The sequence below is a fragment of the Streptomyces sp. PL-25 genome (genome assembly GCF_058344915.1).
In genome coordinates, this window is the sequence record NZ_CP136997.1 from 2,875,297 (window position 1) to 2,889,029 (window position 13,733).

The window sequence follows — 13,733 nt, forward strand, 5'->3', positions numbered from 1 at the left end:
GACAACCGTGGACGCGCAAGGCCGTGGGCGGGCGGACAACATTGATCCCGCAGACCAGTGGGTGCTCAATCCGGCCACCGGTGAATACGAACTGCGACTGGACCCTTCCCCTCCGCAGTCGGCGGTGCCGGGGCAGCGCCGGGGCGCCGCCCCCGGGCCCGGTGGCGCGGACTCCCGGCGGCGCGGCACTCCGCCCGGCGCGGAGCAGGCCCACGAGACGGCCCCGGCACCCACCGTGCCCGGCCCGCGCCGCCGCGGCGCGCCCGGCGAGGAGGAGCCGCCGCCCGGCCGGCGCAGCCGCCGCCCGGAGAAGAAGAAGCGGTCGCGGACCAAGAAGGTCCTGATGTGGACCGGCGGCACCATGGCGTTCGTCCTGGTCGGCGTCGGCACGGCGGGTTATCTGATTTTCAAGCACCTCGAAGGCAACGTCACCACCACCGACGTGGGCAACGCGGCCAAGGACAGCTTCAGCAAGGACGAGGCCTTCAACATCCTCATCATCGGTACCGACAAGCGGACCGGAAAGGGCAACGAGGGCTACGGCGACAAGGGCAGCGTGGGCCACGCGGACACCAACATCCTGCTGCACGTCTCCAAGGACCGGACGAACGCCACCGCGCTGAGCATCCCCCGGGACCTGATCGTCGACGTCCCCGACTGCCCGACCAAGCAGCCCGACGGCAGCACCAAGGTCGTCCCGGGCTCGCACAAGGTCCGGTTCAACGAGAGCCTGGGCCAGGACGGACGCGACCCGGGCTGCGCGATGCGCACGGTCAAGGCGATCACGGGCATCTCCCCGGACCACTTCATGATGGCCGACTTCAACGCCGTGAAGACCCTGACCTCGGCGGTGGGCGGCGTCGAGGTGTGCCTCAAGCACGCCGTCAACGACAAGGACTCGCACCTGAACCTGCCCGCCGGTTCGTCCAAGATCGAGGGCGAGGAGGCGCTGGCCTTCGTCCGCACCCGGCACAGCTTCGGCAACCACGGCGACCTGGACCGGATCAAGGTGCAGCAGCAGTTCCTCAGTTCGCTGATGCGCAAGATGGCCTCCGGCGACACCCTCACCAACCCGGTCAAGCTGTACGACCTGGCGGACGCGGCCACCAAGTCGCTGACCGTCGACACCGGCATCGGCAAGCCGAGCACGCTCAAGGACGTGGCGCTGGAGCTGAAGAAGGTGCCGACGAAGAACATCACCTTCCTGACCGTGCCCGTGCGGGACAACCCGGACGACGGCCCGGTCCACAAGACGGTCATCCTCGATCAGGCCCAGGCCCCCCAGGTGTTCGACACCATCGGCAGCGACGTCTCCTTCACCGAGGTGAAGAAGAAGGAGCAGCAGGCGAAGGACGCGCAGGCGGCCCGGCTCAAGGGCACCCGGTCGGCGGCCTCCGAGGTGCGGGTGCGCATCCTCAACGGCGGGGCCAAGGACGGCGCGGCGCAGGAGACGCTCACCTGGCTCCAGAACCAGCAGGGCGTGCTCAAGTCGGAGAACGGCAGCAACGCGCCGGAGAAGCTCGCCAACACCACGCTGGAGTACGCGCCCGACCAGGCGGACCAGGCCCGTGAACTCGCCTCGCTCATGGGGCTGCCGGGCGCCGCGCTGAAGCCGGGCAAGAGCGTGACCAACTCCCAGGGCCTGCCCGCGATGACGCTGACCCTGGGCAAGGACTACAAGGGCGCTGGAGTGTCACTCACCGCTCCCAAGAAGGCACCCAAGGTGCAGGGGCAGCACACGGCTGACACGGTTCAGTGCGCCAGTTGAGCGCACCGTGTGACCTGACGGGCCTGTCGTACGTCTAACACGGCGTACGACAGGCCTGTTCGATGACTTGAGGGCGGGGAGGATGGGGAGTTGACGCAGAGCGGTCTGCGCGGGGAGGGGCCCGCGGTCGAGGACACGATGCCTCTGGCGCAGCACGAGAAGAGCACGGGAGGCGGCGGCCACGGCCGGCGCGGCGGGGACGGGCGCGGCGGCCGGGGCACCGGCGGCAGACGGCCCAAACGCCGGGTGCTGCGCTGGTCGGCCACGGTGCTCGCGGTGGTCATACTCGGGACGGCCGGCGCCGGTTACCTCTACTACGAGCATCTGAACGGCAACATCCAGAAGGGCGAACGCAGCAGCGGCGACTCCAAGGCGGCCAGGTCGAAGGCGAACGCCGACGGCCAGACGCCCCTGAACATCCTGCTGATCGGCTCGGACAGCCGCGACAGCGATGCCAACATCGCGCTCGGCGGCAGCCGGGACAACCGCGGCAACCCGCCGCTGGGCGACGTACAGATGCTGATCCACCTGGCCGCGGACCGCAAGAGCGCCTCCGTGGTGAGCATCCCGCGCGACACCCGCGTGGACATACCCAAGTGCACGGACCCGAAGTCGGGCAAGACGTTCCAGGCGACCAACACCATCATCAACGAGTCCCTGGCCCACGGCGGCGCCGGCTGCACCCTCGCCACCTGGCAGAACCTCACCGGTGTGTACATCGACCACTGGATGACCATCGACTTCGCGGGCGTGGTGCGGATGGCGGACGCCATCGGCGGCGTCGACGTCTGCGTGAAGCAGAACGTGTGGGACCGCTCGACGGCCCTCGCGCACGGCGGCTCCGGTCTGAAGCTGACGGCCGGCACCCACAAGGTCAAGGGCGAGCAGGCCCTCCAGTGGCTGCGCACCCGGCACGCCTGGGGCAGCGACCTGCTGCGGGCCAGGGCCCAGCACATGTACCTGAACTCGATGATCCGCACGCTCAAGGACCAGAGCATCTTCACCGACACGGGCCGGCTGATGGACCTGGCGGAGGCGGCCACCAAGTCGCTGCACGTCTCCGAGGAGATCGGCACCGGCAAGAAGCTCTACGACCTGGGCATGCAGCTCAAGGCGGTCCCGACGAACCGCATCACCATGACGACGATGCCGAACGTCCAGGACCCGCAGAACCGCGACCACGTCGTGCCGGACGGCAGCAACGCGCAGAAGATGTGGAAACTGCTGCGCGACGACGTCCCCTTCGACGCCAACGGCGAGCCCACCGACGCGAAGCAGGGCGCGGAGGGCGCCAAGAAGACGACGCAGCCCAGCTCGCCTCCCGCGCACGCGGACGGCCAGATCGGTGTCACGGTGCAGAACGGCACCCGCACCGCCGAGCTGGCCCCGGTCGGCCACCGGGCCACCGCCCTCAGCGACGAGCTGGTGCGGAAGGGCTTCACCCGGGCGACGCCGGACGGCTCGACCACCCCGGCCGTGTCCGACACGGTCGTGCGCTATCCGAGCGCCGAACTGAAGGGCGACGCCGAGCGGGTCGCCACCGCCCTGGGCATCCCGGTCGGTTCGGTGGAGCGGTCGACCGACGTCTCCGGCGTCACGCTCGTCGTCGGCGCGGACTGGCGCGAGGGCAGCACGTACCCGAAGCAGAAGGCGCCCAAGGCCGGGGACATCCCGGAGAACTCCGACGCCATCAACGGCGCGGACACCAAGCAGTGCATGGACGTGTACCAGCCCTACCGCTGGTAGCGGCGCGCGCATACCGGAAGGGCCCCTCCCGCCGTGCGGTGAGGGGCCCTCCGGGTGTCCGGGGGAGGTGGGCCGGTCAGGCGGAGGAGGTGACGACCGCCGGGCGCCGGGAGGCGATGACCCGCTTGGCCAGGGAGCGGGGGCTGGTCAGGAAGCCCCAGCCCCAGGACATGTGCATGGTGGCCAGGGCCACCGGGATGCGCAGCCGGGCGCGCAGCGGCAGGCCCTTGCCCGCGGGCAGGGAACCGGCGGCGATGGCCGCGAGATAGCCGCCCGGGACCACCAGGGCCCAGGGGGTCACGGCGGCGCCCGCCACGATCCCGGCCGCGATGGCGCACACGGCGGTCGGCGGGGCGAGGTAGCGCAGGTTGATGGAGCCCTCGTGGTAGCGGGCGACGACGTGCCGCCAACGGCCGTAGTCCTTGTACTGCTTGGCGAGCGCCTTCATGTTCGGCCGGGGGCGGTAGGAGACCCGCAGCTCGGGCGAGAACCAGATCAGGCCGCCCGCCTCGCGGATGCGGAAGTTCAGCTCCCAGTCCTGGGCGCGGATGAACTCCTCGTTGTAGCCGCCCTGTTGCTCCAGCGCCTCGCGGCGGAAGACGCCCAGGTAGACCGTCTCGGCGGGGGCGGCCTGGCCGCCGGTGTGGAAGGCCGCGTTGCCGACGCCGATCTTCGAGGTCATCGCGGCGGCGACCGCGTGCTCCCACGCGTTCTCGCCCTCGGCGTGCATGATGCCGCCCACGTTCTGCGCGCCGGTCTCCTCCAGGAGCCGTACCGCCGTGGCGATGTAGTTCGGCGAGAGCATGCCGTGGCCGTCGACGCGGACGACGATCGGATGGCGGGAGGCCTTGATCGCGGCGTTGAGGGCGGCGGGGGTGCGGCCGGTGGGGTTCGGGACCGTGTGCACGCGGGGGTCGTCGCGGACGAGCTGGGCGGCGATCTCGTCCGTGCGGTCCGTGGACGGACCCAGGGCGATCACGACCTCCATCTCGCCGTCGTACTCCTGCGCGAGGATCGCTTCGACGGCCCCGCGCAGATGCCGCTCCTCATTGAGGACGGGCATGATCACAGAAACGGCGGGGAACCGCACGTCGGAGTTGGCGTTCATCGGTGCTCACGTTACCGCGAACGGGGGACACCGGTGCGCGCCGCGGGGGCCGCTGCACCGGGCAGCAGATCGTATGGGCCTACGGTGCTCACGGTGTCCACCCACGCCATCCGCGGAGGTGCCCCCCATGTCCACCACGTCGCCCCGGCCGCCGAGGCCGCCCGCGCCACCGCGACGCGGGCCGCGGCAGGCCGCCGCACCCGTACGGGCGGCCCGCATGCCGTACGCGCCGCCGCCGCGCCGCAGACCGCGCTGGGCCATGCGGGCGGCGACCACGCTCTCCGTGGTGGTGCTCGCCTCCGCCGGGATCGGGCACGCGGTGGTCTCCAGCCTGGACGCCGACATCACCCGGATCGATCCCTTCCGGGACATGAAGAACCGGCCGCCGACGGGCCACGGCCTGAACGTGCTGCTGGTCGGCACCGACGGCCGGGACCGGATCAGCGAGCAGGAGCGGCAGCGCTACCGGCTGGGCGGCCAGCCCTGCCACTGCACCGACACCATGATGATCGTGCACCTGTCCCAGGACCGGGAGCGGGCCAGCGTCGTCAGCCTGCCCCGCGACTCCTACGTCGACCTGCCCGCCCATCTCGACCGCAACACCGGCAGACAGCACCCGCCGCACCCGGTCAAGCTGAACGCGGCCTACGCCGAGGGCGGTCCGGCCCTGACCGTGAGCACGGTCGAGAGCATGACCCGGCTGAAGATCGACCACTATCTGGAGGTCGACTTCACCGCCTTCATGCGGACCGTGGACGTCCTCGGCGGCGTCCAGATCTGCACGGCCGTCCCGATGAAGGACACCTACACCGGGCTGGACCTGGCCGCCGGCGTGCACACCCTCACCGGCGGGCAGGCCCTCCAGTACGTCCGCTCCCGGCACGTCGACGGGGCCAGCGACTTCGGGCGGATGAAGCGGCAGCAGCTCTTCCTGGAGGCCCTGATCGAGCGGGCGACCTCCTCGCGGGTGCTGCTGAACCCCATGAGGTTCCGGGACGTCACCCGGGCCGTGCTCGGCTCGGTCCGCGCCGACCAGGGCTTCCACACCGACGAGCTGCTCGACCTCGGCCGGGCGATGCGGAACTTCTCGCCCTCCTCCTCGGAGTTCACCACCGTGCCGGTCGCCCAGGCGTCCTTCCCCGTCAAGGGGCTCGGCTCGACCGTGAAGTGGGACCCGGCGCAGGCGGACCGGCTCTTCCGCACGCTGCGCGACGACCGCCCGCTGGCCGCGCACAAGCAGGCCCGCAGGCCCGATGCGGCCACGGCCGTGGAGATCCCGCCGCAGCGGATCCGGGTCCAGGTGGAGAACGGCACCGACACCGCGGGGCTGGCCCGCCGGGTGGACACCGCGCTCGCCGCCGCCGGGTTCGCCACCACCAAGGCACCCGTGGACGCCAGGCAGCGCGGGGTGAAGCGGACGCTCGTGTTCTACGACCCCCGCTGGGACCGCTCGGCCCGGTCGCTGGCCGCCGCGCTGCCCGGCAGCGAGCTGCGGGCCGTGCCGGGACAGGGCGCCACGCTGCGGGTCGTCGCCGGGAGCGACTTCCGGCAGGTGCGCCAGGTGCGGGTGCGGACGGTGGCGCAGGACAGCACCGAGGTGGTGCGCGGCGACCAGGTGGCGTGCGACTGAGATCACACCCGGCGCGGGCGGCCGGGGCGCGGACTCAGTCCTCGTACCCCTGCGCGGCCCGCTGCTCGCGCAGCTCCATGATCGCGCGGCGGCGGGCCAGGCGGTGGGTGCGCCGGATCTGCGCCTCCTGGTAGCGGCGCTTGTCCCGCTCGGTCTCGGGGAGCACCGGCGGCACCGCGCGGGGCTTGCCGTCGGCGTCCACGGCGGCGAAGACCAGATAGGCGGAGCCGACCTGGGTGGCCGGGGCGGACTCGTTCCAGCGCTCGGCGAGCACCCGGACGCCGACCTCCATGGAGGTCCGTCCGGTCCAGTTGACCTGGGCTTTCACATGGACGAGGTCACCGACGCGGACCGGTTCGAGGAACGCCATCTCGTCCATGGAGGCGGTGACGGCGGGCCCGCCGCTGTGCCGCCCGGCCACCGCGCCCGCGGCGTCGTCGACCAGCTTCATGATCACCCCGCCGTGCACCGTACCCAGCAGGTTGGTGTCGCTGTGGGTCATGATGTGGCTGAGGGTGGTCCGGGACGCCGAGGTCGGCTTGCCCGGTATCTCCGGATGTCCGGATTCCGCGGCGGGGGCCTGATCTGTCATGGGCTCCACCTTATGCCGCGCCGGGATCCGGGGAATTTGTGTCAGCTTGGCAACAGCCCTGACCTTATTTTCCGACGGCCCTTGTGGGGCACACCCCGGGGCCCGGCACACTGGGCCACATGAATGATTGGCCCGAGGGGTTCTCCGGCGGCGACGACCGCGGATCCCGGTACGGACGCGGCAGCGCCGGAGCGCAGCCGGAGGGCGCGCGCGTGATGCGCCAGGTGCGGCGCGGCGGCCCGGCGGGCCCGCCCGGACAGCGCGGCCCCGGCCCTGCGGCGCCGCCCTACGGCGTACCGCAGCAGCCGTCGTACGTCGACGGCAGCCAGGGTCCGGCCTACGACGACGGCCAGGGCTACGACAGCGGCTACAGCACCGGACAGGTCTACGGCTCGCCGGGCGGGCCCGGCGGCCCGGCCGGTCCGGGCGACGGCCGCACCCGCGGTCCGCGGCCCGCGCCGAACTGGCGTCGCCGCATCAAGTGGACCGCGATCACCCTGGTCACGCTGGTGGTGGTCACGTCGGTGTCCACGTACTTCTGGGCCGACTCCAAGCTCAACCGCGACGTCGACCTGTCCAAGGTCATCGACCGGCCGGAGGGCGGCAAGGGCACCAACTACCTGATCGTCGGCTCCGACAGCCGCGACGGGCTGTCCGACGCGGACAAGAAGAAGCTGCACACCGGCTCCGCCGAGGGCAAGCGCACCGACTCGATGATGATCCTGCACGTCGGGGACAACGGCGACACGCTGGTCTCCCTGCCGCGCGACTCCAACGTCGAGATCCCGAGCTTCAAGGGCTCGGACTCCGGCAAGACGTACCCGGCCTCGGGCGCGACCAAGCTGAACGCGGCCTACGCCAAGGACGGCCCGACGCTGCTGGTGCGCACCATCGAGTACAACACCGGCCTGCGCATCGACCACTACGTGGAGATAGGCTTCGCCGGCTTCGCGAACATCGTGGACTCGGTCGGCGGGGTCGAGATGACCATCGACAAGCCGTTCAAGGACAAGTGGTCCGGCGCCGACTTCCAGGCGGGCAAGCAGAAGCTGGACGGGCAGCAGGCGCTGGCCTTCGTCCGCACCCGGCACGCCTTCGCCGCCTCCGACCTCCAGCGCACCAAGAACCAGCAGAAGTTCCTGTCCGCGCTGGCCCACGAGGTCGCCACCCCGACGACGGTCCTCAACCCGTTCACGTTCTACCCGACGATGAGCGCCGGTCTCGACTCCCTCATCGTCGACAAGGACATGAGCCTGTGGGACCTGGCGTCCATGTTCTGGGCGATGAAGGGTGTCAGCGGCGGCGACGGCACCTCCATGAACATGCCGATCTCCGGTTCCGTCGGCGGCAACCTCGTCTGGGACAAGGCGAAGGTCAAGACGCTGGTGGAGCAGCTGAAGAACGACGAGAAGGTGACCGCCCCCGGCGACTGACCGGACAGCACCCGGCAGCGGGACCCCGCGGCACCGGGCCGCGGGGTCCCGCTGTTCCCGTCGGACGGATCACATCCGGGTGCTCATGGCGCGACACGTCTCCGCGCAGCGGCGACACGCCTCGGCGCAGCGCATCATCATCTGGTCGTCCGGCATGGTCATGCACGCCTCGGCGCACATGTCGCAGGCCTTGGCGCACATCGCGCACATCTCGCCCGCCATGGGCGAGCGGCGCATCATCATGTCCGCGCACATCCGGGTCGTCTCGGAGCAGTCCATGAGCGCGCGCATGACCTGCATCTGCGCCTGGCCGCCCTGCTGCATGCAGGAGCTCATGGCCTCCTCGCAGGCGGTGTGGCAGCTCATGCAGGCGTTGACGCAGTCCTGCATCTCCTTGCTCATGGCGGTCATCGCGCCGGGCTGGGTGTGGGTCATGGCTCCTCCTGGAGACCGAAGGGGCCCCGGGGCGGGCCCCGTGCCCTTCCGTCGTACGCCCGGCCGCCGCCGTCCGCCATCCGGCGCAGTCCCGGGCGCGCTACGCCCGTCCGGATGACGGCCGGGACCGGGCGGCGGGCCGCGCCCCCCTCAGGGCTTGCTCAGGGCTTGCGGCCCACGCCCGCGAAGTGGGTGACCTCGGCGGCCTCCCCGTCCCCGGCGCCGGGCCGCCAGCGGGAGCAGGAGACGATACCGGGTTCCAGCAGCTCGACCCCGTCGAAGAGCCGCTCCAGGTCGGCCCGGCCGCGCAGGGTCATGGGGGCCGAGCCCTGGCCGTTCCAGTACTCCACCGCCCGGGTCATCGCCTCGCCGTCCACCTCGGTGGTGGGGTGCGAGACGACCAGGTGGCTGCCGGAGGGCAAGGCCGCCAGCAGCCGCCGCACGATGGAGACGGCCTCGTCGGTGTCCAGGACGAAGTTCAGGATGCCGAGCATGGTGACGGCGACCGGCCGGCCGAGGTCCAGGATCGCGGCGGCCTTGCGCAGGATGGCCTCCGGGTCGTGCACGTCCGCGTCGACGTAGTCGGTGGCGCCCTCGCGGGTGCTGGTGAGCAGGGCGCTCGCGTGGGCCAGGACGAGCGGGTCGTTGTCGACGTAGACGATCCGCGCCTCGGGGGCGACCCGCTGGGCGACCTCGTGGGTGTTGTCGGCGGTCGGCAGTCCGGTACCGATGTCCAGGAACTGCCGGATGCCCACGTCCCCGGCGAGGTGGCGCACCGCGCGGGCCAGGAAGCGCCGGTCCGCGACCGCCGAGCGGGGCAGCTGGGGCACGAAGGAGAGGATCCGCTCGCCGACCTCCTGGTCCACCGGGTAGTTGTCCCGGCCGCCCAGCCAGTAGTTCCAGATCCGGGCCGAGTGCGACACGTCGCTCCGCAGCCGGGCCGTGCGCGCGACTGTCTCGTCGTGCGTCGCGGAAAGGTCGGACATGGTGCCGGGCCCCCTTCGGGCGGAACGGTTCGGCCGGCCCCAACGTAGTGCCAAGTCGCCCCCGGGGCAGGCCGCTCGGCCAACTTCCGTGCCCCGGAAAGCCGTCGCCCCCCGTCCCGGCGGACGAGGGGCGAGGGCAGCGGTGCGGGTACGGGCGGTTACGGCAGGTTACGGGCCATCACGATCCGCTGGACCTGGTTCGTGCCCTCATAGATCTGGGTGATCTTGGCGTCGCGCATCATGCGCTCCACCGGGTAGTCACGGGTGTAGCCGTAGCCGCCGAGGAGCTGGACGGCGTCGGTGGTGACCTCCATGGCGATGTCCGAGGCGAAGCACTTGGCGGCGGCGCCCTGGTAGGTCAGATCGGCGTCGACCCGCTCGGAGGCGGCGGCGGCCTGGTAGGTCAGGGCGCGGGCCGCGGAGACCTTCATGGCCATGTCGGCGAGCATGAACTGGATGCCCTGGAAGTCGGCGATCGGCTTGCCGAACTGCTTGCGCTCCTTGACGTAGCCCTTGGCGTAGTCGAGGGCGCCCTGGGCAATGCCGAGGGCCTGGGCGGCGATGGTGATGCGGGTGTGGTCGAGGGTCTTCATCGCGGTGGCGAAGCCGGTGCCCTCGGTGCCGATCATGCGGTCGGCGGGGATGCGCACGTTGTCGAGGTAGACCTCGCGGGTCGGGGAGCCCTTGATGCCGAGCTTCTTCTCCGGGGCGCCGAAGGAGACGCCCTCGTCGGACTTCTCGACGACGAAGGCGGAGATGCCCTTGGAGCGCTTCTCCGGGTCGGTGACGGCCATCACCGTGTAGAAGTCGGAGACGCCCGCGTTGGTGATCCAGCGCTTGACGCCGTTGAGCACGTAGTGGTCGCCGTCGCGGACCGCCTTCGTCTTCATGCCGGCCGCGTCCGAGCCCGCGTCCGGCTCGGAGAGGCAGTACGAGAACATGGCGTCGCCCTTGGCGAGCCGGCCCAGGTACTTCTTCTTCAGCTCCTCGGAGCCGGAGAGGATCACCGGGAGCGAGCCCAGCTTGTTCACGGCGGGGATCAGGGAGGAGGACGCGCAGACGCGGGCCACCTCCTCGATCACGATGACGGTGGCGAGGGCGTCCGCGCCCGCGCCGCCGTAGCTCTCGGGGACGTGCACGGCGTGCAGGTCGTTCGCGACCAGGGCGTCGAGGGCCTCCTGCGGGAAGCGGGCCTCCTCGTCCACCGCGGCGGCGTACGGCGCGATCTTCGCCTCGGCCAGCGAGCGGACGGCGTCGCGGAGCATGTCGTGCTCCTCGGACGGGCGGTACAGGTCGAAGTCAGCCGATCCGGCCAAGGTCTCTCACGCTCCAAAGACGACCAGTGATGAACAGGTGATGACGAGCGGCGATGCTAATTACCGTTAAGTAACTCGAATTTTAGGGGCCTGCTCACGTGAGCGGTACGTGAGCTTGGCGACAACGGGTGGCTGTGGGGACATTGCCCCGCGCGGGCCGCCCGCACGCCCCCGATATGCTCGGGCAGCGCGTCCCGTCGTCCCTCCTGGAGCACCCATGAGCCTGAAGATCACCGTGATCGGCACCGGCTATCTCGGCGCCACCCACGCCGCGGCCATGGCCGAGATGGGCTTCGAGGTGCTGGGCCTTGACGTGGTCCCCGAGAAGATCGAGATGCTGCGCCGGGGCGAGGTCCCCATGTACGAGCCCGGTCTGGGGGACCTGCTGCGCCGCCATGTGGCCGGTATCGAGGGCTCCACCGGACGGCTGCGCTTCACCCAGGACTGGGCCGAGGCGGGGGCGTTCGGCGACGTCCACTTCATCTGCGTGAACACTCCGCAGAAGCACGGCGAGTACGCCTGCGACATGTCCTACGTCGACTCGGCGGTCGGCTCGCTCGCCCCCCACCTGGCCGGGCCCGCGCTCGTCGTCGGCAAGTCCACGGTGCCGGTGGGCTCGGCGGACCGGCTGGCCCGTACGCTCGCCGCGCTCGCGCCCGCGGGCGAGGACGCCGAGCTGGCCTGGAACCCCGAGTTCCTGCGGGAGGGCTTCGCCGTCCGGGACACCCTGCACCCGGACCGGATCGTGGTCGGCGTGCGCAGCGAGCGGGCCGAGAAGCTGCTGCGCGAGGTGTACGCCACGCCGATCGCCGAGGGCTCCCCCTTCGTGGTCACCGACTTCCCCACCGCCGAGCTGGTGAAGACCTCCGCGAACTCCTTCCTGGCCACCAAGATCTCCTTCATCAACGCCATGGCCGAGGTGTGCGAGGCCGCCGACGGCGATGTCGCCAAGCTCGCGGAGGCCATCGGGTACGACGACCGGATCGGCCGGAAGTTCCTGCGCGCCGGGATCGGCTTCGGCGGGGGCTGCCTGCCCAAGGACATCCGCGCCTTCATGGCGCGCGCCGGTGAGCTGGGCGCCGACCAGGCGCTGACCTTCCTGCGCGAGATCGACTCGATCAACATGCGCCAGCGCGGGCGGATGGTCGAGCTGACCCGGCAGGCGCTGGGCGGCGGGCCGTTCCTCGGCCGGCGGATCGCGGTGCTGGGCGCCACCTTCAAGCCCGACTCGGACGACGTACGGGACTCCCCCGCACTCAACGTCGCGGGCCAGATCCACCTCCAGGGCGGCCAGGTGACCGTCTACGACCCCAAGGGCATGGACAACGCGCGCCGCCTCTTCCCGACGCTCGGCTACGCCGACTCGGCGCTGGAGGCGGTGCGCGGCGCCGATGCCGTGCTGCATCTGACCGAGTGGCAGCAGTTCCGCGAGCTGGACCCGGCCGAGCTGGGCGAGGCCGCCGCGGCCCGGCTCGTCCTCGACGGCCGCAACGCGCTCGACGCGGAGCTGTGGCGGCGGGCCGGCTGGACGTACCGGGCGATGGGCCGCCCGACGGCCTGAGCCGCGGCCCGCGGGGGACGGACGGTCTCCGCGGCGCGCCGGGACGCGTACAGCGCGCTCGGCGTTCTCAGAAGTGCTCCCCTGCGCAGGGGCACGCGCGGGCGGCGCCGGTTCGGCCGAGGCTCAGTCGGCCGAACCGGCGCCTTCCGGCATTCTCGCACCACCGGACGGGTGTTCAGGATTCCCTGGCGCGGTACCGGCGCATCTTCGCGCGCGCCCCGCACACCTGCATCGAGCACCAGCGGCGGCGGCCCGCCGGGCTGCGGTCGTAGTACGCCCAGTGGCAGGTGCCGGCCTCGCACGCCTTCAGCCGGGTCCAGGTGCCCGCGACCAGCGCCTCGGCCACGGCGGCGGCGACCCGGGACAGCAGCGGTCCGCCGTCGGCCGGGGTCAGCGCGGCGGCACCGTCGCGCGCGTCGACCGCGACCACCAGCGGGGCCCGCGCCAGCAGCTCGCCGAGCGGGGTCACCTGGCCGTGCGGGGCGTGGCCGGCGTGCGCGAGCAGGGCGGCACGCAGCGACTCGCGCAGCTCGCGCGCCCGGGGCAGGTCCGCCTCGGTGATCCCGAAGCGCTCCAGGTTCTCCGCCGTGCCGAGCGAGTCCGCTGTCGTCTCGATGTCCAGGGTGTTGACCAGGGACTCGATCAGCGCCAGGCCGCCGGGCGCGGACGATCTGTCACTCATGCCAGTGACGGTACCGCGTAAAGAGCTTGCGCCGTTACCGGAGATCGGCAAGCATGCAGTAACGGTTACTGGTTACTCGCTCTTACCGGTAACCATCGTCATCACCAGGAGGAAGTCATGGCTCTCGCCAAGCTGGGTGTCGTCGTACTGGACTGCCCCGACCCGCGCGCGCTCGCCGGTTTCTACGCCGAGGTGCTCGGCGGGACCGTCGAGGGCGAGGGCGAATGGGTGGACCTGAAGGTGCCGGGCGGGGTGGCGCTCGCCTTCCAGCGGGCGCCCGGCTGGGTCCCGCCGAAGTGGCCCGCGGCGGACGCCTCGCAGCAGTTCCATCTGGACCTGGAGGTCGAGGATCTGGACACGGCCGAGCAGGGCGTCCTCGCCCTGGGCGCCAAGCCGCTGGCCCACCCGGACGGCAGGGGCTTCCGGGTCTACGCCGACCCGGCCGGCCACCCGTTCTGTCTCTGCGCCTGCTGAGG

12 protein-coding genes are annotated in these 13,733 nt (G+C 71.5%); 6 read left to right on the forward strand and 6 right to left on the reverse strand.

Annotated elements, in window-relative coordinates; translation table 11 throughout:
* Positions 1-7: 7 nt before the first annotated feature.
* Complete coding sequence (locus R4Z62_RS12690; protein WP_491519855.1) at positions 8-1,768, forward strand: LCP family protein; 1,761 nt, start codon at positions 8-10, stop codon at positions 1,766-1,768.
* 90 nt (positions 1,769-1,858) lie between these two features.
* Positions 1,859-3,514, forward strand: a complete 1,656-nt coding sequence (locus tag R4Z62_RS12695; protein ID WP_491519856.1) for an LCP family protein — start codon at positions 1,859-1,861, stop codon at positions 3,512-3,514.
* 76 nt (positions 3,515-3,590) lie between these two features.
* Here R4Z62_RS12695 and R4Z62_RS12700 read toward each other — a convergent pair whose 3' ends face one another.
* Positions 3,591-4,622 (reverse strand): glycosyltransferase family 2 protein, encoded by a 1,032-nt coding sequence (locus R4Z62_RS12700; protein ID WP_491519857.1) that lies wholly within the window; start codon positions 4,620-4,622, stop codon positions 3,591-3,593.
* 127 nt (positions 4,623-4,749) lie between these two features.
* Between R4Z62_RS12700 and R4Z62_RS12705 the strand changes: the two genes are divergently transcribed.
* Positions 4,750-6,252 carry an LCP family protein gene (locus tag R4Z62_RS12705; protein WP_491519858.1) on the forward strand — a complete coding sequence of 501 codons (1,503 nt, stop codon included), beginning with the start codon at positions 4,750-4,752 and terminating at the stop codon, positions 6,250-6,252.
* A 34-nt stretch (positions 6,253-6,286) separates the two neighbouring features.
* Here the strand turns inward: R4Z62_RS12705 and R4Z62_RS12710 are convergent, their stop codons facing one another.
* The gene (locus R4Z62_RS12710) at positions 6,287-6,844 is read right to left on the reverse strand and encodes an acyl-CoA thioesterase (RefSeq protein ID WP_064533451.1); all 558 of its coding nucleotides are present in this window, start codon (positions 6,842-6,844) and stop codon (positions 6,287-6,289) included.
* A gap of 119 nt (positions 6,845-6,963) precedes the next feature.
* Here R4Z62_RS12710 and R4Z62_RS12715 point away from each other — a divergent pair, with 119 nt between their 5' ends.
* Entirely contained in the window at positions 6,964-8,277 is a 1,314-nt protein-coding gene (locus R4Z62_RS12715) for an LCP family protein (RefSeq protein ID WP_491519859.1), read from the forward strand.
* A gap of 69 nt (positions 8,278-8,346) precedes the next feature.
* Here R4Z62_RS12715 and R4Z62_RS12720 read toward each other — a convergent pair whose 3' ends face one another.
* From R4Z62_RS12720 to R4Z62_RS12730, 3 genes are all read right to left on the reverse strand, one after another.
* Positions 8,347-8,712 carry a four-helix bundle copper-binding protein gene (locus R4Z62_RS12720; protein ID WP_018566981.1) on the reverse strand — a complete coding sequence of 122 codons (366 nt, stop codon included), beginning with the start codon at positions 8,710-8,712 and terminating at the stop codon, positions 8,347-8,349.
* Positions 8,713-8,873: 161 nt separating this feature from the next.
* Positions 8,874-9,698 carry an SAM-dependent methyltransferase gene (locus R4Z62_RS12725; protein ID WP_491519860.1) on the reverse strand — a complete coding sequence of 275 codons (825 nt, stop codon included), beginning with the start codon at positions 9,696-9,698 and terminating at the stop codon, positions 8,874-8,876.
* 158 nt (positions 9,699-9,856) lie between these two features.
* The gene (locus R4Z62_RS12730) at positions 9,857-11,014 is read right to left on the reverse strand and encodes an acyl-CoA dehydrogenase family protein (RefSeq protein WP_491519861.1); all 1,158 of its coding nucleotides are present in this window, start codon (positions 11,012-11,014) and stop codon (positions 9,857-9,859) included.
* 217 nt (positions 11,015-11,231) lie between these two features.
* On the opposite strand from R4Z62_RS12730, the gene R4Z62_RS12735 reads away from it, so the two are divergent.
* The gene (locus R4Z62_RS12735) at positions 11,232-12,575 is read left to right on the forward strand and encodes a UDP-glucose dehydrogenase family protein (protein ID WP_491519862.1); all 1,344 of its coding nucleotides are present in this window, start codon (positions 11,232-11,234) and stop codon (positions 12,573-12,575) included.
* A 175-nt stretch (positions 12,576-12,750) separates the two neighbouring features.
* Here R4Z62_RS12735 and R4Z62_RS12740 read toward each other — a convergent pair whose 3' ends face one another.
* Entirely contained in the window at positions 12,751-13,257 is a 507-nt protein-coding gene (locus R4Z62_RS12740; RefSeq protein WP_491519863.1) for a CGNR zinc finger domain-containing protein, read from the reverse strand.
* Between the two features lie 117 nt (positions 13,258-13,374).
* Between R4Z62_RS12740 and R4Z62_RS12745 the strand changes: the two genes are divergently transcribed.
* Positions 13,375-13,731, forward strand: coding sequence for a VOC family protein (locus R4Z62_RS12745; protein ID WP_064533458.1), 357 nt, complete (start codon positions 13,375-13,377; stop codon positions 13,729-13,731).
* The last annotated feature ends 2 nt before the right edge of the window (positions 13,732-13,733 follow it).